Raw genomic sequence first — 25,514 nt, 5'->3', positions numbered from 1 at the left:
TTTTTTCATCAGTTGACTTGATATCAAAAGTGTGTTAAAAATGACATTAGTTGAATATGAAAAGGTTTTGACTGAGATTCAGTAGAATGATCTTTCCCTGTTGAAGAGAGCTGACGGCTGGTGCGAGTCAGTGCAAAGAGATATTCGAATTACCCTCACGAACCGCTTTTACGAAAAGGAGCATGCCCTGATTAGTGAAAGAACGGATCTGTCCGTTATCAGTGTAAGTGAAAAGACGAGATTTTTTGTCTTTTAAGCAGGGTGGTACCGCGATATATATCGTCCCTTCGTTCATTCGAAGGGGCGTTTTTTATGTTGAATTGTAAAAAAAGGAGATTTGGATATGAGTCAATTGATGGAAGAGCTTTTGTTCAGAGGATTAATCCAGCAGCAAACAGATGAAGAAGGTTTAACAAAATTATTAGCAGAAGAGAAAATCAAGCTATACTCCGGCTTTGATCCGACAGCGGACAGCTTACACATTGGTCATCTATTGCCAATTTTAACATTACGCAGATTCCAAGAAGCAGGTCATCATCCGATTGCTCTTGTTGGCGGCGCAACTGGACTCATTGGCGACCCTAGCTTCAAAAAAGCAGAACGTTCACTCAACCCAGCAGAAATCGTAGAACAGTGGACAGAGAAAATCAAAGGACAGCTGTCTCAATTTCTTGATTTTGAAGCAGGCGAGAACCCAGCTGTCATCGTGAATAACTACGACTGGATCAGCCAAATGAATGTCATCACGTTCCTTCGTGATATTGGAAAGAACTTCGGTGTAAACTTCATGCTGGCAAAAGATATCGTGAGCTCACGTATCGAAACAGGGATTTCTTACACAGAATTCAGCTACGTCATCCTGCAGTCTTTAGACTTTTTAAACCTTTACAGAAATGAAAATTGTAAGCTGCAAATCGGCGGAAGTGACCAGTGGGGAAATATCACATCTGGACTTGAGCTGATCCGTAAGTCTGAAGCAGAAGGGGCAAAAGCATTTGGTCTGACGATGCCGCTTGTCACAAAAGCAGACGGCACAAAGTTTGGTAAAACAGAAGGCGGCGCCATCTGGTTAGATAAAGAAAAAACGTCTCCATATGAGTTCTACCAATTCTGGATCAACACAGATGACCGTGATGTCGTGAAATACTTAAAATACTTTACGTTCTTATCAAAAGAAGAGATCGCATCGTACGAAGAAAAAGTGCAAACAGCACCTGAAAAGCGTGAAGCGCAGCGCCGTCTAGCAGAGGAAGTGACAACACTTGTACATGGCCGTGAATCACTAGAACAGGCTGTCAACATCTCAAATGCACTATTTAAAGGCGACATCAAATCTCTTACAGCTGAAGAAGTGAAAGTAGGCTTTAAGGATGTTCCATCAATGGAGAAAAGCAGTACAGAAGAATTAACACTAGTCGATATCCTTGTCGAATCAAAGCTGTCTCCATCAAAGCGTCAAGCACGTGAAGATATCACAAATGGTGCTGTCTCCATTAACGGAGAGAGACAAACAGATAAAGATTATGTTCTTTCAGCTGACGACCGAATTGAAAACCAATTCACTGTTTTAAGAAGAGGGAAAAAGAAATACTTCCTCGTGACGTATAAATAAATCTTTATGAAACAGTAAACATCATGGAAAAGCACCTCAAATGTTCGTATACATTGAGGTGCTTTTCTTTTTTATGTAGAAGTAGCTCATTCGTCTGCTTCTTGTTCAAGGAGTAAATCTTTGTTTGTATAAGCATGTTCTACCTTACAAATTCGGGTTGTATAGGATTCATACCAATCTTTTTTCCCCTTTTTTTGAACACGCTGATGTGACGCTGATGTGCTGTATGTGCTTTCCATTCTTTGATGGATTCTAATGAATCCCAGTAAGAGACAGTGATTCCAACATCATGTTCATCTCGTACACTTTCTATTCCAAGAAACCCGTCTAGGTTTTTCACTAATTCTTCCATTTTTTGAGCAGCTGCAGTGTATTCTTTTTGCTCGACATTTGTTCGTTTTGATGTAAAAATCACGGCATAGTAGGGGGAGCAGGGGTTTGAGTAAATAGCATCTAAGAGAACCTCCTTTGTCTATTGATATGATATATGAAAGAAAGAAGGTCTCGTAGTCTTTTTGTTTTAATTTAAAAAAGTCCAAGGTGCTTTTTGATTATTTATATTTTTGTAAAATCATCTCATAAACATTACCTTGTTCACTTTTCTGACATATTTTTCTTGTATAAAATAGAGTCGTATAAGATGAATAAGGGGGAATGAAAGTGATGTTTGTTAAGAAAAGGAGTTTGCAAATTCTCATTGCGCTTGCATTGGTGATTGGTTCAATGGCTTTTATCCAGCCGAAAGAGGTAGAGGCAGCTGAACATAATCCGGTTGTGATGGTGCACGGCATTGGCGGTGCCTCTTATAACTTTTTTTCTATTAAAAATTACTTGGCCACACAAGGCTGGGATCGAAACCAATTATATGCTATTGATTTCATAGACAAAACAGGAAATAACCGCAACAATGGTCCGCGCCTATCGAGATTCGTCAAAGATGTGTTAGACAAAACGGGTGCCAAAAAAGTAGATATTGTGGCTCATAGTATGGGCGGAGCGAACACATTATACTATATTAAGAATCTAGATGGCGGCGATAAAATTGAAAACGTTGTCACAATTGGTGGAGCAAACGGACTCGTTTCAAGCAGAGCATTACCAGGCACAGATCCAAATCAAAAAATTCTTTACACATCTGTCTACAGCTCAGCTGATCTCATCGTCGTCAACAGCCTCTCTCGTTTAATTGGCGCAAGAAACGTTCTGATCCATGGTGTTGGCCATATCGGTCTATTAACCTCAAGCCAAGTGAAAGGCTATATTAAAGAAGGACTGAACGGCGGAGGACAGAATACGAATTAAAAAATGGAAAAAGACAGCGGCATATGCTGTCTTTTTTGATGTCAACTCGCATATGGCAGCTAGAGATATTGAAAAGGGTGGCAAAACGATGATACAGAAACAGACAAATCATCGTACATAGCAGAATAAAAACATGTACAAAACGTCCACCATTCCTTACACTACATGTAGTGAACGGGAATTTTTTCGGAGGTGGGCGTTTATGAAAACGAATCAAAAGGCTTTCATCATTGTCGATGTACAAAAAGCGTTCGAGCATGAAAAATGGGGAGAACGCAATAATCTAGAGGCAGAGGAGAATATCAGCAGGCTATTGACGTTTTGGAGAGAGAAGGGCTGGAAAGTGATTCATATTCAGCATACATCCGACAATCCGGACTCTGTATTTCATCCAGCAAATGAAGGGCACCTTTTCAAAGATATGGCTAAACCGCTAGAGGAAGAAACAGTGATACAAAAGAAAGTCAACAGCAGCTTTATAGGGACAAGCTTGGAGGAACAACTAAGGTCAAATCAGATTGACACGGTCGTCATTGCAGGACTCACAACACCTCACTGCGTATCAACAACCACAAGAATGAGCGGAAATCTTGGCTTTGATACGTATCTGATCTCAGAAGCCCAGAATGAACGTTTGAAAGCTCCTAGAAAGAAATCTAGGAGCTTTTTTATGCTAAGTATATGTGTCCAGCGATTGTTTTTGTTGTTTCTTACGTGAGTAAATGAGATCAATCTCAATAAATAAAAAACTGACAAAGAATGATAAAATCAATACGCCGTCATCCCCTATCGATACATTCATAAAGTTTAAGTAAAGGACATACTTGATAGAGAGATGTAAAACGATCCAAGAACTCACCCATTCCAAAGCATAAGTGAGCCATACAGGAAGTTTAAGGAGATAAGCCAGTCCTTTTCCTATGAATAGAAGGACAGGTGACCAAAAAACGACGATAACACTCACGAACAAAGAGAAAGAGATCAAAGAAAAAAACGAATCATACGTGATGGTTTCTCCAAAAAGAAAATTCACGCCTAAAACGGTGATGTATAGCAGTACACTTGGAAGCGCGATCACAAAGCAGATAGAAAAAAAGAGCAGGAAGATAAACAGACTTGCAGCAAATCTATTGGGCGGCTCATCGATAATCTGTTTTTTTCTTAGAAGAGAATAGGCAATCACTGATAAGGTTAAAAGTAAGAATAGAATGATCGTGATACTATACATGGAACGCCCCCATCTAAGTACTATAAAAGACCATACGACTGATATGTCATCTATCATGATTGTACCAATAGAAAAAGGCACTTCAATGAAATGTTTCCTATATTTGTATATAAAAATAGAGACAGGTTTGATTGAAGTAAGAATGGAGGGGGCGGTTCGAGGAAAAAGAGGTTTTTGAAAATGGGAGGTTTCTTCCAATGATCTCATGTATAATAGAGAATGTACAAATGTGCGGCTTACTCAAAGGTGGTCTTGGCTAAATCCCCTTGAAAGGGGGTGACGCCTATGTCAACTTTTCAAGCATTGTCCCTTATGTTTTTATTTGGGATGTTTATACTTGCTCTGTTGACGTATATAGACAAAAAGAAATAGACCACCCTTTGAGCCTAGACAACTTGTAGGGTAGGTCCATTTATTGCGTACCTTCTAGCCAGCTCACTTTGAGCCAAGCATTTGTGCATTGCCGGGATGTGACAGCATCCTGGCTTCTTTTATTTTACGCTAAGTCTATTTGTATTATAACATAAAAAGGATGCCGTTAAACACTGTCATACACTTGCTTTTACTTTATATGTTTGACCCGAAACAAAAAACCCTAGAAATCCTTGAACAATCAAGGGATCTAGGGTTTGTTTGCTCTCTCTTAGAGAAGTAATGAAATTAACGAGAGTAGAACTCAACGATTAGTTGTTCGCTGATTTCAGGCGCTAATTCAGAACGCTCTGGAAGACGAGTGAAAGTTCCTTCAAGCTTTTCAGCATCGAAAGAAAGGTATTCAGGAACGAAGTTGTTTACTTCAACTGATTCTTTCACTACTGCAAGGTTTTGAGATTTCTCACGAAGAGCAATCGTTTGACCTGGTTTCACAGAGAAAGATGGGATATCTACACGGCTTCCATCAACAAGGATGTGACCATGGTTTACTAGCTGACGAGCTTGGCGGCGAGTACGAGCAAGGCCAAGACGGTATACTAGGTTGTCAAGGCGAGTTTCAAGAAGGATCATGAAGTTTTCACCTTGTTTACCAGGAAGTTTAGCAGCTTTGTCATATAGTGTACGGAATTGACGTTCGTTGACACCGTACATGTGACGAAGCTTTTGCTTCTCTTGTAATTGTAAACCGTATTCAGATAGTTTTTTGCGTTGTCCTGGACCATGTGGGCCTGGAGCGTAAGGGCGTTTTTCAAGTTCCTTACCTGTTCCGCTTAATGAAATGCCTAAACGGCGGGAAATCTTCCAACTTGGACCTGTATAGCGAGCCATAATGTGACTCCTCCTTATTGTTTTTATTTGTGAAAAATAAAAACCGTCTGTTCTTCCTCTTTTTCGTCATTATGTTTTCATGCATCCTCGCTCCAGCAGCAGGGAGTTACAAGATACACCTTCATAATATAGAAGGAACAAAATGATACAAAAAAGCCGAACAAAAAGGCTGCCATATTTCACACAAACTCTATTATATGACGCTGGATAGGAAAAGTCAACCTATTTAGAGGCAGAGGTGACGTTCTCCATTATATAAAGAAACATAAAAAAGCAGACAATGTGCCTGCTTTTTCAAAATGATTACGCATCCGTAGAGACGGATAACGCCTGTTGGAGAATTTCTGTAAATTGAGTAAGGTAGGTCTCATCTACTTCACTGAAGCGGTCTTTCACAGGGCTGTCAATGTCGAGCACTCCAATGATCTGTCCATTGACCTTGAGCGGAATGACTATTTCAGATTGCGATGCGGCGTCACAGGCAATATGTCCAGGGAATGCATGGACATCAGCAATACGCTGCACTTCACCTGTCGCAAAGGCTGTACCGCAAACGCCTTTTCCAGAAGGGATGCGCACACATGCAGGCAGTCCGTTAAATGGTCCAAGCACAAGCTCGCCGCCCTTTGCTAAATAAAACCCTGCCCAATTGACTTCAGGAAGTGAGTGATAGAGTAGCGCAGCTGCATTTGCCAAGTTGGCAATCAGATCAGGTTCACCATCTGTAATGGCTTCTACCTGTTTGACAAGCAATTGATAGTCTTTTGAAGGATCGCCAGACTGTTTTTCGACATGAAACATGAAAATCTCCTACTTTCTATCTTAAAAATACATAACTTGCGTCTCGCATGTGGGATTTGTCGAGCAATTGTAAAAGGAACTTCCGCCTTCATCTTGAAGTATGTACACATGAAGAGGGGTGAGCGGATGAAAACATCAACAACTGTGCAAACAAAAGACCGTATTATGGATGCTGCCATCAGACTTTTTAACCAAAAAGGATTTTCTGGAACCTCTGTCCGTGAGATTGCGAAGGAAGCAAACGTCAACGTTGCCCACATTTCTTATTACTTTCAAGGAAAAGGAGGGCTGCTTGAGCAGCTCGTATCCGATTTTTATGAAGGTTACATTCACATGATTGAATCACATCTCCATCACATGGAAACCCGTCACGCAAAAGAATGCTTACTACATGTGGTTTTTGATATTTTATCTTATCAGCACAAGCACCGTCAATTAACCCGTTTCGTTTATCGGGAGGTGACGATTGATTCGACACTCATCAGAGAAATCATGTCGACATATTTAACTAAAGAAAAATATTTGTTTCAGCTCATCATTGAAAAAGGAAAAAGCACCCATGTTATTTGTGAGCAGCTTTCACTCGCATCTTTTATGATTCAGCTTAAATCACTTCTCATGATGCCATATTTACAGCCGCAATATTTAACAGAGGTGCTTTATTTGAACCCAAGTGAGCCGTATTTCTATCAAATGTACTTTAAGGAGCTGAGCCGCTCGCTTCATTATCTGTTAGAACCAAAAGAGCCGGCACTAGATTCTCATCTGAACCTCATGATGTCCTCGAATTGATCATACGCATATCCGAGATCTTCCGCTTGATGGGCATCAGAGCCGAATATGAGCGGAATTTTTTTCTTTTTTGCAAGGTCAATCATCCATTGATCTAAATAGATACTTCTGGCATATGTTTTACGAAGACCTGATGTATTAAAATCTAAGGACATGCCTTTTTTTGCCGTTTCTTCAAGGCAAAGGGTGACCTTTTGACAAAGTTCAGGTGACATTTCATATGGAAAAAGCTGTTTGAATTTTTGGACAAGGGTGATATGACCGATTCTCTTTGGCTTATATTGGCCTAAAGATGATAGAATAGAAGAATGAATTTGGTCATAGTAGCTTTGATAGACCTGTTCGATGCTGCCATAGATGCTTATTAGCTGCTGGAAGGCATGCTCGTCAAAATCAAGGCAAATATAATCATCGCCAGCAGGGAGAAAGTGAACAGATAAAATGGCGTCGTCTAGTTCTGGACCGTAGCAGTCTAAAAAGGTTCTTGTTTCCTCTTCATACTCTTTGATAAAGTCAACCTCAAGCCCAGTTTTTACCATTAATTGTCCTTTGTATTCTTGTTTCAGCTGAGCCAGTTTCGTTATATACGCTTCAAGGTCTTGGAGCTTCATGGCACTATCCTGCTCAGGTGTTGGATCTTGAAACGATGGGGGCAGCGGGGCATGCTCGGTAAAGGTTATGGAATCAAATCCCTTTTTGATGGCTTTTTCAATATAAGAATGAAAAGAATCAAGCGAACCGTGCGGGCAAAACGGTGTATGTAGATGTGCATCTTGTTTCAGCATGTCGTCACCTCTTGTCGATATTTTGAAAAACGTGATGTTTATCAGCGAAAATAATGAAAAATCATGACCAAAAATGCTGGTTACATGGTATCATAATAACAATGAAAACGACAGCTTCCGCATACATAAAAGCAGGTCACATTGATACGTGTGATCAAATGATAGAAAGCGCACAAATACTTTCTTGAAAAAACATACATAAAACCGTGAATGGATCGTATTGGAAAACATACGATCCTGCTTATAAAAAAACAAATGCAAAGCGGACACGAAAGGGTTCTCAGGTCTACTCGGGACACTTTTACCCTGACATCACTTAGATCACAACAAGGGGGCTCATTATGGAGTTAATCATCGGTTTAATTGTCATTTTGCTTGCTTTGTTTTCAGTCGGTTATTTCCTGCGAAAAAATATATATAAAGAGATTGACCGATTGGAAGCATGGAAAATTGAAATTTTAAACAGATCAATTGTAGAAGAAATTTCAAAGATCAAACATTTAAAAATGACCGGAGAAACAGAGCAATTTTTTGAAAGATGGCGTGCAGAGTGGGACGATATCGTCACAGCCCATCTTCCAAAGGTAGAGGAGCTATTATATGATGCAGAAGAGTATTCTGATAAATATCGATTCTCCAAAGCCAAGCAGGTTCTTACGCACATTCAGGACTTGCTCGGTGCTGCTGATTCGAACATTGAAGACATTTTAAAAGAGATTGCAGACCTTGTCACAAGCGAGGAGCAAAATCGCAAGGACATTGAAAAGGTCAAAGAACAATATCAAACAGTTCGAAAAAATCTGCTTGCGTACAGCCATTTATACGGCACCCTTTATGACAAAATGGAGCAGGATTTAGATGAAGCCTGGGAAGGGATCAAGCAGTACGAGGAAGAGACAGAAAACGGCAACTATATGAAAGCAAGAAAGATTTTGCTTGAGCAAGACCGCAGACTTGATCAGCTTCAGCTGTATATCAATGATGTACCGAAGCTCATTGCAGACTGCAAACAAACCGCACCAGGCCAGCTGACGAAGCTGAAAGACGGATATAAAGAAATGACAGACAAAGGCTACAAGCTCGAGCACATTCAGATCACTAAAGAGCTTGAGAATTTAAACAAACAGCTGACCCGTGCGGAAAAACTGCTGATTGATGAACTCAATCTGGAAGAAGCATCAAGCATTTTGCAAATGATTGATGATGCCATTCAGACGCTGTATGATCAGCTGGAAGCGGAAGTAGAAGCAGGTCAGGAAATCAAAAGCAAAATGCCTGAGCTGACGGAAGCATTTGAAAAGCTCGAGCAGGATCACACCCAAACAAAGGCAGAAACAGCTCTTGTAAAAGAAAGCTACAAACTGACAGCCGGAGAGCTTGATCAACAGAAGGCGTTTGAAAAACGCTTAGAAGAAATCGAAAAGCTCATGAAACAAATTCGTGAGAAGCTTGATCGTGACCATGTCGCATATTCATTATTAATGAATGAAATCAATCAGCTTGAGACCTTTATCGATGATGCAAAAGCATTGCATGAAACATTTAAGGATCATCTTCAATCATTAAGAAAAGAAGAGCTGCAAGCGAGAGAAACATTGGCTGAGCTCAAAACGATGCTGACAGATACAGTGCGCCAGCTGCAAAAAAGCAATATTCCAGGTGTACCTGCTGACATGAAAGAGCAGGCTGGAAAAGCGCAGGAGATGATTCAGCAAGTGCACGAGCAGCTGGAGAACCTGCCGCTCAACATGCCAGCCGTGAATGGGCAATTAAAAGAAGCCTCTGACACAGTGAGACATGTTGTGAATGAGACGGAAGAAATGCTCACTAAAGTGGATCAAATTGAACGAATCATTCAATACGGCAATCGTTTTAGAAGCCAAAATCATATTCTTTCAGAACAATTAAAAGAGGCAGAGCGAAGATTTTATGCGTATGATTATAACGGTTCATTTGATATAGCAGCAGCAGCTGTTGAAAAAGCATCACCTGGAGCCGTTCAGAAGCTATTAGCACAGCACGAAAAAGAATATCAGCATCAATAAAAAAGCTGAAGTCCATTGATAGGACTTCAGCTTTTTTGTATTATGATGCCTGTTTCTGGGGTTCTTCTGAAGCAGAAGAAGTGAAAAGGGAGATCACGAACCCAATAGCGACTCCAAGTATCGCAGGGACAAGCCAGCCAATGCCAAGGTCATAAAAAGGCAGCACTGTTTGGAAAATGTCTTTTACTGGACCGATTGGAAGCTTCGCTGCTGCTAAGCCGTCAAATAAGCTCACGCACCCTGTCAAAATTAACGAGAGGACATATACTGGTTGTCTATGTCCAAGCCATTTATCAGCAAGTGATAGAACGATGATCACAATCGCCAGCGGATAAATCGCTGTTAAGACTGGAACAGAGAAAGCAACAATATGAGCAAGTCCAAAGTTAGAAATAATGAAACTAAACAATGTAACAAGTGTCACGACCATTTTATAAGAAAGCTTGGGAAGTAACTTTGAGAAATACTCTCCGCATGATGTGACAAGACCGATACTTGTTGTTAAACAAGCGACTGTGATGGCAGCACCTAACACAATATTTCCTAGACTGCCGAAAAGGAACTGAGAAGACTGAGCTAAGATTTTGCTTCCATCTCCAACGAATCCAATGGCATGTGTACTAGAAGCACCTAGATACGCAAGTGACAGGTAAACGAAGGTTAATCCAGCAGCTGCAATCAAACCCGCTTTGATACAAGCAGAAGCCAGTGCCTTTTTACTTGTCACACCGCGTCCTTTAATCGCGTTGATGACAACAATTCCAAATACAATAGAAGCAAGAGCATCCATCGTTTTATAGCCCTCTAAAAATCCTTTGAAAAACGATCCGTTGCTATAAGATACATCTGGTGTACCAATGACGCCCATCGGTGTCAAAATGGCTTTGACAATGATAATAAAAATGATCGTAAATTTAATCGGTGTTAATATTTTCCCTACACGATCCACGATTTTCGTTGGATTTAAAGCAAGATAATACGTAATACCGAAAAAGACGAGTGTAAATAAAAGAAGGGACAGCCAAGCTGGCACACTTGATAAAAATGGTAATGCCCCAATCTCATACGAAACTGTTCCTGTACGCGGAATAGCGAAAAGCGGCCCAATGGATAAATATAAAATGACGGTGAATGCTGTTCCAAACACTGGGTGAGCCTTATCTGCAAGTCCTTTTGCATCACGCCCTGTTAAAGCAATCGCAATAATCCCGAGTAGAGGTAAACCGACACCTGTTAATAAAAATCCGCCCATTGCTCTCCAAACATTTGTTCCGGCATATTGCCCAAGCTCTGGCGGATAAATCATATTTCCGGCGCCGAAGAATAAAGCAAATAACATAAAACCTATAATAATCGTATCTTTCGTCGACAATGTTGCCTTCATTGAATATAAAGCCTCCAATATTATGTTGAAATATTCTGTTAATTAGCTGCTAAAACGGTTCTTCATTAACATTCACTAATTATAAAGGATGTACGCCTGATGTCAACATGTGTTTTCATACAAAAGTCATGAATTTTTCTATTTTAGTATATGAAGAACAATCAAAAACATCCCCTTCTCCTATGAAGGGGATGTTGTTTGATTTGATGCTTGATTAAGCAGGCTGTTTAGGTGGGCTCGTAAACAAAGAAATAAGAAGACCAATAATGGCTCCAAGTACGGCAGGGATAGCCCAGCCGATCCCAAGTTTGTATAAAGGAACAGTAGCTTCTAAAATTTCATTTAAACCGCCAAGAGGAATCTTTGCTGCCACTAACCCGTCGATGACGGCAAAGATACCTGTAAAAATGAGTGAAGCGATATAAATAATCCGTCTTCCGTTGATCCAGCGATCAAGAAAAGATAAGAGAATGATCACGATGGCTAACGGATAAATCGCAACAAGAACCGGAACAGAGAGCGAAATAATTTGCGCCAGCCCAAGGTTTGCCACAAATGTACTGAATAAAGATACAACTAAAACAACAGTGCGATAAGAAAAGCGTGGAAATAGTGAAGAAAAATATTCCCCGCAGGATGAAACCAGTCCAATACTTGTGGTCAAACATGCAAATAAAATCGCAGCCCCTAGCACAATATTACCAGCAGAACCAAATAAAAAGTTCGCCGCAAGCGAAAGGAGTTTTCCACCTTCATTTGCCCCGACCATACCTGTTGCCTCAGGGCTTGATGCTCCGACATAAGCGAGTGATATGTACACAAGAGCTAGTCCAGCAGCTGCGACTAGCCCAGCTTTAATACAGGCTGCGGCAATCGATTTACGTTCTGTCATACCGCGCTCTTTCACAGCCGTGACAACGACAATTCCGAAAACGATTGAAGCAAGAGCATCCATCGTTTTGTAGCCTTCTAAAAAGCCGGTAAACAGCGGGCTTCCTTCATAAGTTGGATGCGGACTGCCAATTCCACCCATTGGTGTCGCGATCGCTTTGATCACAATTAAAGCAATGACAGCGAGTAAAATTGGTGTTAAAATTTTACCGATTCGGTCAACAAGCTTCGATGGATTTAAAGCAAGAGCATAGGTAATGCCGAAAAAAGCAATCGAAAACAAGAATAATGGAATCCATGATTCAGACTGCGCTTCAGACAGAAACGGCGCCAGCCCAATTTCATAAGAAACCGTTCCAGTACGAGGGATCGCAAAGAAAGGCCCAATGGATAAATATAAAATGACAGTGAAAATGGTACCGAATGTAGGATGAGCTTTGTCAGCAAGCCCCTTTGCACCAGTTCCTGTCAGGGCAACGGCGATGACACCTAAGAGCGGAAGCCCAACTCCTGTCAGTAAAAATCCACCGATCGCAAGCCATACGTTTTCACCTGCGTACTGTCCAAGTACAGGAGGGAATATCATATTGCCTGCGCCGAAAAAGAGTGCAAACAACATTAAGCCGATGGCTAATGTGTCTGTTTGACTTAACTTATTTTTCATAAGGTTATCCCCCTATTATTTTATTTTTCCGCCATGTTTAAATATTCTGTTAATTTAGGAAAAAATATGACAATGGCACTATGCATGATATAGTGAATTGATGAGGTTGTCAATATACCGCTTTATATTGAAAAAAAAGGAATTCGGATCATATTAGTTTAACGCAAGAGGATAAGGAGTTTCGCAATGATGTATCTTGATAATAGTGCAACCACAAAACCGTACCCTGAGGTTTTACAAGTATATCAGCAAGTGAGTAAACGTTATTTTGGAAATCCATCTTCGCTTCATCAGCTCGGAATAGATGCAAGCCGGCTGTTAAATGAAACGAGAAAACAAATGCTTCACTACACGGGCTTGAAACAATATGAGATTATTTTTACTTCTGGTGCAACAGAAGCGAATAACATCGCCATTAAAGGAGCAGCACTTGCCAAAATGAACCGGGGCAAGCATATTGTGACCACAGAAATAGAGCATCCTTCGGTTATTGAATCGTTTGAACAGCTGAAGGCGTTATTTGGCTTTGACATCTCTTATATTCAAGTAAATGAGCATGGCCATGCAGATATGACTCATTTAAAAGAAATGCTTCGCCCTGATACAGTGCTTGTCAGCATGATGCACGTCAATAACGAAACTGGTGCTATCCAGCCGATTGAAGAGGCTGCTGGCATCATTCGTGAGCATGCCGAAAACGCACTTTTTCATGTCGACGGGGTGCAGGGAATGTGCAAGGTAGCTCTCAATAAACAGCTGGATATAGACCTTTTGACGATGTCAGGCCATAAAATTCATGGATTAAAAGGCACAGGAGCTCTCTTTTTAAAGAAAGATGTCACGCTCGCCCCTTTCATTACGGGGGGAGAGCAGGAATTAGGGCTTCGTTCAGGTACTGAAAACCCTGCTGGAGCTGTCAGCTTAGCAAAAGCCATGAAACAATCATTTGAACAGCTTGACAAGCATCATGATGAGATGCTGAACTTAAAAACGCAGCTGCAAAAACAGCTTGGAGAGATAGAAGGAATTGTGATGAACACACCGAAGGCACAAAGTGCGCCGCACATTGTGAATTTTTCAGTGCCGGGTATTCAAATTGAAGTCCTCCTCCATATGCTTGAAAAAGAAGGCATATATGTTTCTACAACCTCTGCCTGCTCAGCCAAGAAAAAAGAGCCAAGCCGTGTACTTTTGGCAATGGGAAAACCAGAGGAAGCAGCCAAAAGCAGTATGAGAATCAGCTTGACGTATGGACAAGGACCAGAGCTAACGCCGCAAATCATCACGTCAATCGCACAAAGTGTGAAAAAATTAAAAGGAATGAGATAACAGTATGAAATATGATCATATTTTAGTCCGTTTTGGTGAGATCTCAACAAAAGGGAAGAATAGAAAGAAATTTATTGAAAAACTAAGACAGCACATTCGGTTCGTCTTAAAGGATTTTGAAGCATTAAAACTTGCATCTGATAGAGACCGCATCACGATTATGCTGAATGGAGAAGACCCTGAACCGATTTCAGAACAGCTCAAAAGTGTCTTTGGCATTCAGAGCTTTAGTCTTGCGGTTAAATGTGAGACGAATCTAGATGCGATTAAAGAAGCGGCACTAACAGCGGTAAAGGAAGTGTATGAACAAGGAAATACATTTAAAGTCTCAACGAAACGCTCTTATAAACAATTTGAACTTGATTCAAATGAAATGAACCGTGAAATTGGCGGACATGTTCTAAGGAATACGGAAAACTTAACAGTCAATGTGAAACAGCCGGATGTGCATTTACGCATTGAAATCAGAGAGCAAGCAACGTACATTACATTTAAAGATGTCAAAGGTGCAGGCGGCCTGCCGGTTGGTTCTAGCGGAAGAGCGATGCTCATGCTTTCAGGCGGCTTTGACAGCCCAGTTGCCGGCTATCAAGCGATGAAACGCGGAATTGAAATTGAAGCTGTGCATTTCTTTAGCCCGCCGTATACAAGTGAACGTGCCAAACAAAAGGTCATTGATCTTGCAGAATGCCTGGCAGCATATGGAGGCAAAGTGAAACTTCACATTGTACCTTTTACAAAAATTCAAGAGCTGATTCACAAACAAGTACCAGAAAACTATACGATGACATCAACAAGAAGAATGATGCTGAAAATAGCTGACAAAATAAGAGAAAAGCGCGATGCCCTTGCGATTATTACCGGAGAAAGCCTTGGTCAAGTGGCAAGTCAGACACTTGAAAGCATGTATGCTATTAACCATGTGACCAATACACCAATCATCCGCCCGCTCATTGCTGTCGATAAAAATGACATTATTGATGAAGCGAGACGAATTGGCACATACGATACAAGCATTCAGCCTTTCGAGGATTGCTGTACGATTTTTACGCCGCCGTCTCCGAAAACAAAACCAAAGCTAGAGAAGGTAGAACGCTACGAAAGCTTTGCTGATTTCGAGCCGATGCTGGACGAGGCAGTAGAGCAAATTGAAACAATTATTGTGACAAATGAAAAGAAAGCGGCAGACGAATTCTCTGATCTATTCTAAAACGAAAATTTCATAATAATTACCATAAAATCAATCGCATGAAGTCATGTGTTTCTACACATTCTATATTCACAAGGAGGTGAGAACACATGGCTCAACAAAACAGACAAAGCAGTTCTAACCAATTACTAGTACCAGGCGCTGCACAAGCTATCGACCAAATGAAGTACGAAATCGCTTCTGAATTTGGTGTAAACCTTGGTGCAGAAACTACATCTCGCGCTAACGGATCAGTTGGTGGAGAAATCACTAAGCGTCTTGTATCTTACGCTCAACAACATATGGGTGGCGGATCTTTCTAAGACACACAATTTAAAAGCTATGGCTTATGAGCGGGATCCTTCCCGCTCTTTTCTTATTGTACATATAAATAGTTAGAATATTTTTAAAAAAGGAGACGAATGAAAAAAATTATGGCATAATACTAGGAGTAGGTCCTAATTCAAGCATTTTTCAGTTATGAGTGTTAGAATAGGTAAATTGAAACATGTTTCGTTTCATAAGAAAGAGGCTAAAAGGAGCTGTACCATGAAAAGAGAAGACTTAATTGCACCAGAGCAATATAACTTAGTCAGTGAGATTGAAGCGTTCAGTCATGACAAGGAGAAAATGGCCCTGCACTGGCAGGACGGCAATGGCCGCGAAGCACATGTGACGTATGCAGCATTAGTGGAAGAGGCAAATAAAATTGGACATGTTTTATTAAAAGCAGGCTTTAAAAAAGGCGATAAAATCATTGTGATGGTGCCGCGCATGCTCGAGGCATACAGCATTTATTTAGCCATTTTGAAAACAGGAATGGTTGTGATTCCTTGTTCTGAAATGCTGCGTGCGAAAGATTTAGATTACCGAATTAAACACGCAGAAGCAAAAGGAGCGATCGTTTATTCTTCATTCATTCAATCGTTCGACGGAACCAAACAGCCAAACGATTTTAAAACATTCTCAATCGGTGAAAATGATCATGGCTGGACAAACATTCTAGCGCAAAAGGAAGAGCAATCAAACGAACTTGAATTGGCAGAAACAAAGCGCACAGACATGGCGTTTTTATCCTATACATCAGGTACAACAGGGAACCCTAAAGGGGTTGTTCATACACATGGATGGGCGTATGCACATTTACGCACAGCTGCCAAAGCATGGCTCTCCATTAATGAAGGAGATAAAGTATGGGCGACAGCAGGACCAGGCTGGCAAAAATGGGTGTGGAGCCCCCTCTTATCTGTGTTAGGAAGTGGAGCAGAAGGATTTGTGTATGGAGGGAAATTCAATCCAAATACATACTTAGAGCTGCTTCAAAATAATGAAATCAATGTCCTATGCTGTACACCGACAGAATACCGCTTTATGGCAAAAGTAGATGATTTGAGTCAGTACGAGCTGCCGAAGCTGCATAGTGCTGTTTCTGCGGGAGAGCCGCTGAACCGTGAAGTCATTGATACATTCAAAAAGCATTTCGATATAGAAGTACGAGACGGCTATGGCCAAACTGAAAGCACACTGCTCGTAGGGGTGCTAAAAGGAATGGACATCAAGCCAGGCAGTATGGGAAAACCAACCCCTGGCAACGAAGTAGATATCATTGATGAGGATGGAAACGTCTGCGCACCTGGAGAAATTGGTGACATTGCGGTGCATCTTGAAACGCCGGCTTTGTTTAAGGAATACTATAAAGACGAAGAGCGTACAAAAGCGCAGCGCCGCGGCAATTACTTTATTACGGGTGACCGCGCGAAAAAAGACGAAGATGGGTACTTCTGGTTTGAAAGCCGCAGAGATGACATCATTGTCAGCTCGGGCTATACAATTGGACCGTTTGAAGTAGAAGATGCACTGATTAAGCATCCAGCAGTGAAGGAATGTGCAGTTGTGGCGAGCCCAGATGAAATCAGAGGATCAATCGTCAAAGCTTACGTCGTCCTTCGTGATGGAACTGATCAAAGTGATGAACTGATCAAAGAGCTGCAAACACATGTGAAAAACACAACAGCACCGTACAAATACCCAAGAGAAATCGAATTCATTGACGAACTGCCAAAAACTCCGTCAGCGAAAATTCGCCGTGTAGAGCTGAGAGAAAGAGAGCTTGCACGAAAAGGTCAATAATAAAGAAGCGAGAAGCGTTCGGATGGAAGCATCCGGCGCTTTTTTTGTACGGAAAATGAAATTCGTTGAAAGCAGGCAGGGGGCTTTGTGTTAAAATATGTAGGAATTGCTGAAAAAGGAGAATGTTAGTAGATGTCCATTGCGATCATTCATGGAATTGTGCTTGCCTTTGGTCTCATTTTACCTTTGGGTGCACAAAATGTATTTGTATTTCAACAAGGAGCGCTGCAGCCTCGATTATATCGAGCAATGCCTGTCGTCATCACAGCTGCTCTTTGTGACACACTTTTAATTGCTTTAGCTGTCATAGGTGTTTCTGTTGTGGTGTTTACCATTCCTGTGCTGCAAATCGGCCTTTATATCATTGGTTTCTGTTTTTTAGTGTATATGGGATGGTCTGTATGGAACACAAGCTCATCATCAGGTGATGAAGAGAAGCAGAAATTAATGCCTGCAAGAAAACAAATTGTATTTGCCTGTTCAGTTTCTCTTTTAAATCCCCACGCGATTCTCGATACGATAGGTGTCATTGGTACGAATTCGCTGCAATATAACGGAGCAGAAAAGCTGGCGTTTACACTTGCTTGTATCATCGTGTCCTGGTTATGGTTTATGGGGCTCGCCCTTTTAGGGAAGATGTTAGGAAAGTTAGATACAAACGGCAAATGGATGAACCGTATTAATAAGGCTTCGGCGGTCATGATCTGGTTGGTTGCATTATACATTGCGTATCAATTGATTGTGTAAGGTACATAGAGAATCAAACAAAGAAGCGTTTGGACGTAATGATCCTGCGCTTTTTTTATGTTGGAAAGTGTAGCAGCCTTACAATATATCGGAATCAAACCTATGAAATTCTTTGAGTTTGGGATGATCGAAAGAACTATTTCAGAAACGTCTGCTCTTCATATGTTGAGATAAGTCACTTTTTTTCTAATTTGATCCTGTTATGTTTTAAAATGTCATTGAGGCGGGGCATTTATCCTCGTCATTTGAAAAGGGGGATATGGATGAAGAAAACATTGTTTAAAGATGCAGCTCTCTTAACACTGGATCCATCTTTAGGTTTTCTTGAAAAGGGAGATTTGTTAATTGAAGGGAAGCATATTTTAGAAGTTAGGCCTTCAATTGAAGTAAGTGATGCAGACATCGTTGATGCATCTGATATGGTCATCATGCCAGGTCTTGTAGATACACATCGGCATGTGTGGCAGTCTGTCATCCGGGGCATAGGGACGGATTGGTCTTTGCAGACATATTTGAGCAAAATCTATTATGGCAACTATGGAGCGATGAGACGCCCATCCGACGATCGAATCGCCAATTATTTAGGGGCATTAGAGGCTTTAGATGCAGGTGTGACCACGTTTTTAGACTGGACGATGATCAATTCAATGGATCATACAGAAGAGCTCATTGAAGGATTAAAAGATGCGGGCATACGAGCTGTTTTTGCTTTTGGGTCCTCTGGAGATGCTGAATATTGGGATAGAGAGAGTACGCTCACTAATATGGAGGACGCAGCACGTGTGAAAAAAGCGCATTTTCAATCATCAGATCAGCTTTTAACAATGGGACTTGCGATTCGTGGACCAGAGTTTTCATCATGGGAGACGTCGGTATTTGAAATTGAAACAGCCCGGTCTCTAGATGCTCTATGCAGTATGCACATCGGTTTTGGGAATTGGGGAGCGGAGGATCGATCGATTGAGCGGCTTCACTTAGCAGGGTTACTCGGACCGGATTTGAACATGGTGCATATTAATGCAATTGATGCGGATCAAATGAAGATGCTGGCAGACAGCGGAAGCTCCATATCCATTACCCCTGAAATTGAAATGATGATGGGTCACGGTTATCCTGTCACAGGACTTGCGATTGAACAAGGTGTTCTTCCAACACTCGGTGTAGACGTAGTGACAGCGACAGGAGGAGATTTGTTTGCCCAAATGAAATTCGGACTTCAAGCAGAGCGCGCGATCCAAAATCAATCGTTGTTAATGGATGGGGTCATGCCGGGGCCTGAACTTGGGCTGTCTGCTCATCAAATGCTTGAGGCTGCGACGATCAATGGGGCTCGTGCATTACAGCTCGATCATAAAATTGGGTCGCTTACACCTGGGAAAGAAGCTGATTTCATCCTAATCGACCGGACAAGCATGAATCTTCTGCCGATGACAGATCCGGCTGGCGCGGTTGTCCAAACGGCACATCCTTCAAATGTTGATTCTGTTTATGTGGCTGGAAAAGCAGTGAAACGAAACGGAAAGCTTGTTGATGTGAACCTAGAAGAGGTCAAACGAAAAGCTTATACAGCAAGAGACCATATTTTATCACACAAGTTTGAATCGACACCTTCGTAAATAAAATAACCCCATAGGCGTTGCCTATGGGGAATTGTTTACAAGGATTCTTTGATGACCTTTTTATAATATTGGACAGACAGGAATCCGAAGACAGAATAGAGGGCAGTGTAAATCGACATGACGATAAGCATTGGAGTCCACAATTCTCCGCCGAACAAAAACCAGCCTGATTGTACAGCAAAGTAGCTGTGCAGCAATCCGATGATGAGCGGAATCCCAAAGTTAAACAGCTGTTTCAGCCGGATGCCTTTTAATAGATCCTTCTCAGTAAAACCAAGCTTACGCAAGATCGTGTAGGAGCTTTGTTCCTCTTCACTTTCATTCATTTGTTTAAAGTATAAAATACAGCCTGATGTGACAAGGAAGCTGAGACCTAAAAATCCGACCACAAACATCATTAGTCCTATTGTTTGTTTTTGCTGCTGAGCTGAAGCTAATTGAGACATGCTGTTGTCACTTAGTTTTAAAGTTGTAAATACGCGATTTGCTTGTTCAAGATTTTTATCATCTTTTATATTGACTGCGTTATATTGGTTATTCTTAAGCTGCAGCTTTGGATCTTTCTGTTGGTCGAGCTGCTCAAAAACATGTTGACTCACGACGGCAACAGGCAGACCGCCAAAAGTGAAGTTGTAAGAAATGAGATAATCTTTCTTCATATCTATCACTTTCAAATCAACAGGCTTCTTGATGAGAAGCTTCACATCGCCTGAGCTTTGAATCGGCATGAATTTCTTTAAGAGATCACTGTAGCCGCTTAAAATAACTTCGCTTTTCTCCACATGAATATTTGGTGCGTTTTTCTCACTGATCACAGGCAGTGTCAATACGCCTGGATCATTATTCATATTTTTCAACTCTGAATCCATGATTTTTTTCGCATCAAATTTCGCTTGAATCACTTTGACCTGCTTTTGCTCATAAGCAATATGTTTGTCAGAAAGTGCACGGGTGAAGGTGGCTGCTTCTTTTTCTGAGCCCATGACGAAATGAGCTGGAATTTGCTGCTCAGCGGTTTTTTCTGCTGAGTAATAGGAAATGTAACTAAGAGCCAGCAAACCGATGGCAAGTGCAGATACGGTTGTAATAATCGTCAAAAGCAGTGCATTTGATTTTAGCCGGAACATAATGGATGACAAAGATAACACTTCATGAATGGCGAGATAGCCATTTTTTCTTTTACGTACGATATTGGCAATGAAAGATACAGAGCCTTTGTAAAAAAGAAAAGTACCGATGATGACAGCGGCTAGAATATAAATCATGGCTAAAAGTAACTCAAGCGTTGACGTATACGAGCCGGTAAAAAGCTTAGAAGAAATATAATAGCCTGAGCTGATCAAGACAATACCGAAAACCCCAATGATGATTTCAAACACAGAGATCTTTTTCACACGCTGTTCTGTCGAAGATGTTGTTCTAAACAAAGATAAAATCGTCTGTTTTTTAATAAAACGCCTATTTCTCAGCATAATCAATCCATAGATAATGAAAAAGACAATAAGTGTTTGCAGAAGGGCCATGCCTGAAAAATGCAGATTGGCGATGGCGTTCACGCCGGTTACTTTAAATAACACCATCAGCATCAGCTTTGAACCGATAAAGCCGGCAATGATGCCGATAACCATGGCTGTCACGTATAGGATAAAGTTTTCTGTATTGAGTAGTCTGGCAATTTTTTGTTTCGTCATACCAATGAGCTGTAAGAGACCTATTTCTTTTCCTCTGCGCTTAATAAAAATGCTATTTGCATATAGCAGGAAAATACCGACGATTGCAATGAGCAGAACCGAAGCTGCTTTAATTGAAGCGCCGCCTTTAATGGAGCCTTTTACACCATCAAGTGCTGGTGAGTACTGCAAGGTGACAAAGGAAAAATAGAGCGCGACACTAAATACGAGAGCAAACACATATAAATAGTAATTCTTCAAATTTTTCTTCAAGTTACGGAAGATGAGCTGATTAATGTTCATGCTTCACACCGCCTAAGACACCTTGCGTTTTCATAATATCCTCGAAAAACATTTTTCTTTCTAAAGCGCCCTTATTCAACTGTGTATAAATCTGTCCATCCTTGATAAAAATGACGCGGCTTGAATAGCTGGCTGCGACAGGATCATGAGTTACCATCACAATGGTCGCTTTTCGTTTACGGTTGAAATCTTGCAGCTTGTTGAGCAGGTCAGATGCCGATTTGGAATCAAGTGCCCCTGTAGGTTCATCAGCGAAAATAAGACTTGGTTCATGAATGAAGGCACGAACCGCCGATGTCCGCTGCTTTTGTCCGCCAGAGAGTTCATTCGGGTATTTGTCTCTTAGTTCATAAATCCCCATGTCTTCTGCAAGCTGTTGAAAACGTTCAAAAGCTTCTTTTTTTGGCGTTTTGGAGATGGATAAAGGCAAAAGGATGTTTTCTTTGACTGTGAGTGTATCAAGTAAATTATAATCTTGAAAAACAAAGCCAAGCTGCTTTTTTCTAAATTCCGCAAGCTGCTGATCCTTCATTTGCGTCATCTCAGCATCTGCAATACGAATGGATCCGCTGGACACATGATCGATAGACGACAATACGTTCAGAAGGGTTGTTTTCCCCGAGCCTGAAGGCCCCATGATACTGACAAATTCCCCGGCTTCAATGGTCAAATCAATGCCGCTGAGCACCTCTTGTTTGTTGAATTTATTTCCATAGCTTTTATAAATTTTGCGAGCTTCTAAAATGTTCATTTGCTGAACCCCTTTTTCTTTTAATTGATAACTCTAGTATAAAAAGAAGCCTGCCAAACGTCCTTCGATTTGGCGAACAAAACAGACGAGCATGTGACATTGTTGTCACATGCTCGCAATATGAACAAAATCATTCTTTTTCGGAAAGATGAAGGTGAAGGTTGTCCCTTGATCTATCGTGGAGTTGACCTCGATCGTGATATGAAGAGCGTCTGCTCCTTTTTTCGTTAAATAGAGCCCCATTCCTGTTGAGGCGGTGTCATTGTGATGTCTAGTTGAGGTAAAGCCTTTTTCAAAAATACGAGAGATGTCTCTTGGATCAATTCCTCTGCCTTGATCTGTGATCATCAGCATGACTTGGTCATTTATTTGCTTGCTTTCAATGACAATATCGGAAGAATGGCTGTATTTGACTGCATTTGTGAGTACCTGTCTGATCATAAAGGATAACCATTTTATATCACTTAATACGGTGCGTTCCTCCAGCGCCAGCTCAAAGCCGATTCCTTTTTGCATACACCATGATTGGAGCGCCTTGATTTCTTTCGCTATGATGCTTTGCAGGTCGAGCTTTTCAATGAATAAATCATTTTCGATATGACGTACTCTGCTTTGGTGCAGCTGGGCATCAAGTAATAAATGTATTCTAATCCACTCATACGTCATATTTGATTTCAGCGGCTGATCTGTTAAGCGGTCAATCATTAAGCGCATCGCTGTAAGCGGTGTTTTGACCTCATGTATCCAAGAGAGCAATTCATCTTTTTCTTCTTCGAGAGCGATTTTCTGCTCTGCTGCCATCTGCCGGTAGCGTGCGATTTGCTCTGACGTTGCATCATGGATGAGCTGCTCAAATGGGGAAGAGGGGGTTAGCCGTATTTGATGTTCAATGTCATCATCCCATTTTTTCAACCTCTCATAATAAGCCGTTTCTTTTCGGTATCGGAGAAAGAGAAAGACAATCATGAGAAACGTAGACAATAGCACAATATAAAAAAGAGAAGCGATTGGAATGGTCGTATCCAAATAAGCAACAAACAAAATGAGGAGCTGCAAACTAAGAAAAAAAAGAATCCAGCTTCTTCGTTCTTTTAAAAATGCTTGCAGCATCATTGATCATCCTTTTCCTTTGCAAGATAGCCTTGACCCACTTTTGTCTCAATGAAGGCGCCAAGGGAGATCTCGTCTAGTTTTTTTCTGAGGCGGTTGACGTTTACAGTCAGTGTATTGTCACTGACAAACCGTTCATCCTCCCACAATGCTTGAATGAGTGATTCACGGCTGACAATATGATTTTTATGCTGAATCAATTCCTTGAGAATAAATAACTCATTTTTTGTTAATTCAACCTCACCGTGCTCATTTGTCACGGTGTTTTTTTCTAGATCAATCGCAGCGCCGCACCATACTTTTAGGCTGGCCGGTTCTGCATTATAATCATGCACGCGGCGAAGAACAGCACTAATTTTGGCAATGAGTACGTCAAAATGGAAGGGCTTTTGCACAAAATCATCGGCTCCGAGCTGCATCGACATGACCATATCAGCAGGGTGGTCTCTTGAGGAGAGGAAGATGATTGGAACATTTGAATGATGCCGAATCATCCGGCACCAGTGAAAGCCATCGTATTTTGGCAGCTGTATATCAATAATGACGAGATCAGGCTGGACAGACGTGAATTCCTGCAGCACCTGATGGAAATCTTGAATCCCATAGACATCATAGGACCAGTTGACTAGACGTTCTTTGATTTCTTGGAAGAGGGTTGTATCATCTTCAATCAGTAAAATCTTAAACAAAATCAGCACCACACTTTTTGTATTCGCTTGTTGTCATTGTAGCGGAAAAAAGGCTCTGCCGCTAGAAGCAGACAAGAAAAAAGCAAGGGCAGAGGTCCCTTGCTTCAGCTTTATTTACCTAAAAAGTGCTTTTTAAAGAATGATAGTTGGAAATCTAATGTGAGTGGGTCATTAAAATAGAATTCTTCTGCATTGGCCTCAAACACACGATGTTTTTTGACAGCTGGGATGGATTTGTAAATTTCACTGTTTTGATAGGAATTGTCCATTTCGCTGTTTTTACTAATGATCATATAGTCTCCAGCAAATTCAGGAATGACTTCCTGTGAAACCGCGTAGTAGCCGGCTTTTAATGCTTTTTCTTTCACTTTCTCAGGCATTTTCAGTTTCATTGCTTGATAGAGGATTTCTGTTCCGCGGCCCCATGCATCTCCAAAGACGTAAAGATCTTTTGTGCCGCTTTCAAAGACAGAAACTGTTGCATCTTCACCGATTTTTGCTTTGATTTCTTTTCCAGCTTCCGCTGCGCGTTTTTTGAAATCTTTTACCCAAGCTTTTGCTTCTTTTTCTTTGTTTAAAACTTTTCCAATTTCAATGTGCTGCTGAAGGTAATCAACTTTGTTATACGTAAACAAAACGGTAGGTGCGATTTTTTTGAGTTTTTCTACATTTTTAGTATTGCTTAAGCCAATGATGACATCAGGCTTTAACTTCATGATTTTCTCTACATTGGCATCCGATACTTCTTCCACATCTTTTAATTCCTTTTGGAAGCGCGGATTTTTTTTAGACCAAGAGTCAACACCGACAAGGTTCACACCGAGTGACATGACATTACCTGCGTAAGAAGCAAGAACAACAACACGTTTAGGATGCGCTGGCAGCTCCACAGGCCCATTTTCAGATTGATATGTAATTTTGTCTGATGATGCTGATTGATTTCCTTTATTTGAGGAAGAGCTGCTGCTATTGCCACATGCGCTCAATGCAAGTACAAAGATGAGCATCAGAGGGAACAATATTTTCTTCATGAATGTAGACTCCTTTGAAATCGGCACATAAGCCGGATATTGGTTGTATTAGTGATAATGATAATTATTATCACTTGGATATCATATCATAGGACTGTAGGCTGTTGTCAATGACATTTTGATAGCTGGTCATCAAAAATAAAGGGGGATTTTCAATAAAAAAAGATCAAGGCAGCATG

General features: G+C 41.0%; 24 protein-coding genes and 1 other annotated feature. Of the genes, 12 read left to right on the top strand and 12 right to left on the bottom strand.

All coding sequences use genetic code 11. The features are described 5' to 3' along the window. The first annotated feature begins 58 nt into the window (after positions 1-58). Positions 59-290 (top strand) — a binding site (T-box leader). A 53-nt stretch (positions 291-343) separates the two neighbouring features. Beyond that, positions 344-1,612, top strand: coding sequence for a tyrosine--tRNA ligase (tyrS, locus tag M1D81_RS13895; protein ID WP_456266600.1), 1,269 nt, complete (start codon positions 344-346; stop codon positions 1,610-1,612). Between the two features lie 139 nt (positions 1,613-1,751). On the opposite strand, the gene M1D81_RS13890 is transcribed toward tyrS, so the two are convergent. Then, positions 1,752-1,964 (bottom strand): antibiotic biosynthesis monooxygenase family protein, encoded by a 213-nt coding sequence (locus M1D81_RS13890; protein WP_456266601.1) that lies wholly within the window; start codon positions 1,962-1,964, stop codon positions 1,752-1,754. A gap of 371 nt (positions 1,965-2,335) precedes the next feature. Here M1D81_RS13890 and M1D81_RS13885 point away from each other — a divergent pair, with 371 nt between their 5' ends. After that, the gene (locus tag M1D81_RS13885; protein WP_456267111.1) at positions 2,336-2,914 is read left to right on the top strand and encodes an esterase/lipase family protein; all 579 of its coding nucleotides are present in this window, start codon (positions 2,336-2,338) and stop codon (positions 2,912-2,914) included. Between the two features lie 202 nt (positions 2,915-3,116). Further along, positions 3,117-3,632, top strand: a complete 516-nt coding sequence (locus M1D81_RS13880; protein ID WP_456266602.1) for a cysteine hydrolase family protein — start codon at positions 3,117-3,119, stop codon at positions 3,630-3,632. Here M1D81_RS13880 and M1D81_RS13875 read toward each other — a convergent pair. Further along, the gene (locus M1D81_RS13875) at positions 3,588-4,142 is read right to left on the bottom strand and encodes a hypothetical protein (RefSeq protein WP_456266603.1); all 555 of its coding nucleotides are present in this window, start codon (positions 4,140-4,142) and stop codon (positions 3,588-3,590) included. The two genes, M1D81_RS13880 and M1D81_RS13875, sit on opposite strands and share 45 nt — an antisense overlap. A gap of 285 nt (positions 4,143-4,427) precedes the next feature. On the opposite strand from M1D81_RS13875, the gene M1D81_RS13870 reads away from it, so the two are divergent. Then, on the top strand, positions 4,428-4,514 hold the full coding sequence (locus tag M1D81_RS13870) for a putative holin-like toxin (RefSeq protein ID WP_017358303.1): 87 nt from the start codon (positions 4,428-4,430) through the stop codon (positions 4,512-4,514). A 288-nt stretch (positions 4,515-4,802) separates the two neighbouring features. On the opposite strand, the gene rpsD is transcribed toward M1D81_RS13870, so the two are convergent. Together rpsD and M1D81_RS13860 are read right to left on the bottom strand one after the other, a co-directional pair. Next, positions 4,803-5,405, bottom strand: a complete 603-nt coding sequence (gene rpsD / locus M1D81_RS13865; RefSeq protein WP_024424838.1) for a 30S ribosomal protein S4 — start codon at positions 5,403-5,405, stop codon at positions 4,803-4,805. A 303-nt stretch (positions 5,406-5,708) separates the two neighbouring features. Next, positions 5,709-6,206 carry a GAF domain-containing protein gene (locus tag M1D81_RS13860; protein ID WP_456266604.1) on the bottom strand — a complete coding sequence of 166 codons (498 nt, stop codon included), beginning with the start codon at positions 6,204-6,206 and terminating at the stop codon, positions 5,709-5,711. A 126-nt stretch (positions 6,207-6,332) separates the two neighbouring features. Here M1D81_RS13860 and refZ point away from each other — a divergent pair, with 126 nt between their 5' ends. Then, on the top strand, positions 6,333-6,998 hold the full coding sequence (gene refZ, locus M1D81_RS13855) for a forespore capture DNA-binding protein RefZ (RefSeq protein ID WP_024426169.1): 666 nt from the start codon (positions 6,333-6,335) through the stop codon (positions 6,996-6,998). Here refZ and hisJ read toward each other — a convergent pair. Continuing rightward, the gene (hisJ, locus tag M1D81_RS13850; RefSeq protein WP_456266605.1) at positions 6,968-7,783 is read right to left on the bottom strand and encodes a histidinol-phosphatase HisJ; all 816 of its coding nucleotides are present in this window, start codon (positions 7,781-7,783) and stop codon (positions 6,968-6,970) included. The two genes, refZ and hisJ, sit on opposite strands and share 31 nt — an antisense overlap. Before the next feature lie 341 nt (positions 7,784-8,124). Here hisJ and ezrA point away from each other — a divergent pair, with 341 nt between their 5' ends. Next, the gene (gene ezrA, locus M1D81_RS13845) at positions 8,125-9,828 is read left to right on the top strand and encodes a septation ring formation regulator EzrA (RefSeq protein ID WP_456266606.1); all 1,704 of its coding nucleotides are present in this window, start codon (positions 8,125-8,127) and stop codon (positions 9,826-9,828) included. A 40-nt stretch (positions 9,829-9,868) separates the two neighbouring features. Here ezrA and brnQ (M1D81_RS13840) read toward each other — a convergent pair whose 3' ends face one another. Together brnQ (M1D81_RS13840) and brnQ (M1D81_RS13835) are read right to left on the bottom strand one after the other, a co-directional pair. Next, positions 9,869-11,212, bottom strand: coding sequence for a branched-chain amino acid transport system II carrier protein (gene brnQ, locus M1D81_RS13840; RefSeq protein WP_456266607.1), 1,344 nt, complete (start codon positions 11,210-11,212; stop codon positions 9,869-9,871). A gap of 214 nt (positions 11,213-11,426) precedes the next feature. Further along, complete coding sequence (brnQ, locus tag M1D81_RS13835; protein ID WP_101676762.1) at positions 11,427-12,767, bottom strand: branched-chain amino acid transport system II carrier protein; 1,341 nt, start codon at positions 12,765-12,767, stop codon at positions 11,427-11,429. Positions 12,768-12,953: 186 nt separating this feature from the next. Here brnQ (M1D81_RS13835) and M1D81_RS13830 point away from each other — a divergent pair, with 186 nt between their 5' ends. The 6 genes from M1D81_RS13830 to M1D81_RS13805 all read left to right on the top strand — a co-directional run bounded on the left by M1D81_RS13830 (position 12,954) and on the right by M1D81_RS13805 (position 19,778). Next, entirely contained in the window at positions 12,954-14,096 is a 1,143-nt protein-coding gene (locus M1D81_RS13830) for a cysteine desulfurase family protein (RefSeq protein WP_456266608.1), read from the top strand. A gap of 4 nt (positions 14,097-14,100) precedes the next feature. After that, positions 14,101-15,306 (top strand): tRNA uracil 4-sulfurtransferase ThiI, encoded by a 1,206-nt coding sequence (thiI, locus tag M1D81_RS13825; RefSeq protein ID WP_456266609.1) that lies wholly within the window; start codon positions 14,101-14,103, stop codon positions 15,304-15,306. An 89-nt stretch (positions 15,307-15,395) separates the two neighbouring features. Further along, positions 15,396-15,608, top strand: a complete 213-nt coding sequence (locus M1D81_RS13820) for an alpha/beta-type small acid-soluble spore protein (RefSeq protein WP_024424829.1) — start codon at positions 15,396-15,398, stop codon at positions 15,606-15,608. 226 nt (positions 15,609-15,834) lie between these two features. Continuing rightward, a complete protein-coding gene (mbcS, locus tag M1D81_RS13815) occupies positions 15,835-17,415 on the top strand; it encodes an acyl-CoA synthetase MbcS (protein WP_456266610.1) in 1,581 nt (526 codons plus the stop codon). Positions 17,416-17,547: 132 nt separating this feature from the next. Next, complete coding sequence (locus tag M1D81_RS13810; protein ID WP_456266611.1) at positions 17,548-18,162, top strand: LysE/ArgO family amino acid transporter; 615 nt, start codon at positions 17,548-17,550, stop codon at positions 18,160-18,162. Positions 18,163-18,425: 263 nt separating this feature from the next. After that, positions 18,426-19,778 (top strand): amidohydrolase family protein, encoded by a 1,353-nt coding sequence (locus tag M1D81_RS13805; RefSeq protein ID WP_056768208.1) that lies wholly within the window; start codon positions 18,426-18,428, stop codon positions 19,776-19,778. Between the two features lie 38 nt (positions 19,779-19,816). Here the strand turns inward: M1D81_RS13805 and M1D81_RS13800 are convergent, their stop codons facing one another. From M1D81_RS13800 to M1D81_RS13780, 5 genes are all read right to left on the bottom strand, one after another. Continuing rightward, positions 19,817-21,754: an ABC transporter permease gene (locus tag M1D81_RS13800; RefSeq protein WP_456266612.1), complete on the bottom strand. Its 1,938-nt coding sequence runs from the start codon at positions 21,752-21,754 to the stop codon at positions 19,817-19,819. Further along, positions 21,744-22,505 (bottom strand): ABC transporter ATP-binding protein, encoded by a 762-nt coding sequence (locus tag M1D81_RS13795; RefSeq protein ID WP_024426158.1) that lies wholly within the window; start codon positions 22,503-22,505, stop codon positions 21,744-21,746. The genes M1D81_RS13800 and M1D81_RS13795 overlap by 11 nt, the downstream gene beginning before the upstream one ends. A gap of 105 nt (positions 22,506-22,610) precedes the next feature. Beyond that, positions 22,611-23,615 carry a sensor histidine kinase gene (locus tag M1D81_RS13790; protein WP_456266613.1) on the bottom strand — a complete coding sequence of 335 codons (1,005 nt, stop codon included), beginning with the start codon at positions 23,613-23,615 and terminating at the stop codon, positions 22,611-22,613. Then, positions 23,615-24,304, bottom strand: a complete 690-nt coding sequence (locus M1D81_RS13785; RefSeq protein ID WP_456266614.1) for a response regulator transcription factor — start codon at positions 24,302-24,304, stop codon at positions 23,615-23,617. Before M1D81_RS13785 ends, M1D81_RS13790 begins: the two co-directional genes overlap by 1 nt. 110 nt (positions 24,305-24,414) lie before the next feature. Then, positions 24,415-25,335, bottom strand: coding sequence for an iron-hydroxamate ABC transporter substrate-binding protein (locus M1D81_RS13780; RefSeq protein ID WP_456266615.1), 921 nt, complete (start codon positions 25,333-25,335; stop codon positions 24,415-24,417). Positions 25,336-25,514 lie beyond the last annotated feature (179 nt).

This window comes from Bacillus sp. JZ105, assembly GCF_053903125.1.
The sequence above is the reverse complement of the archived record's forward strand: the minus strand, read 5'-3'. Positions and strand labels throughout refer to the sequence as shown.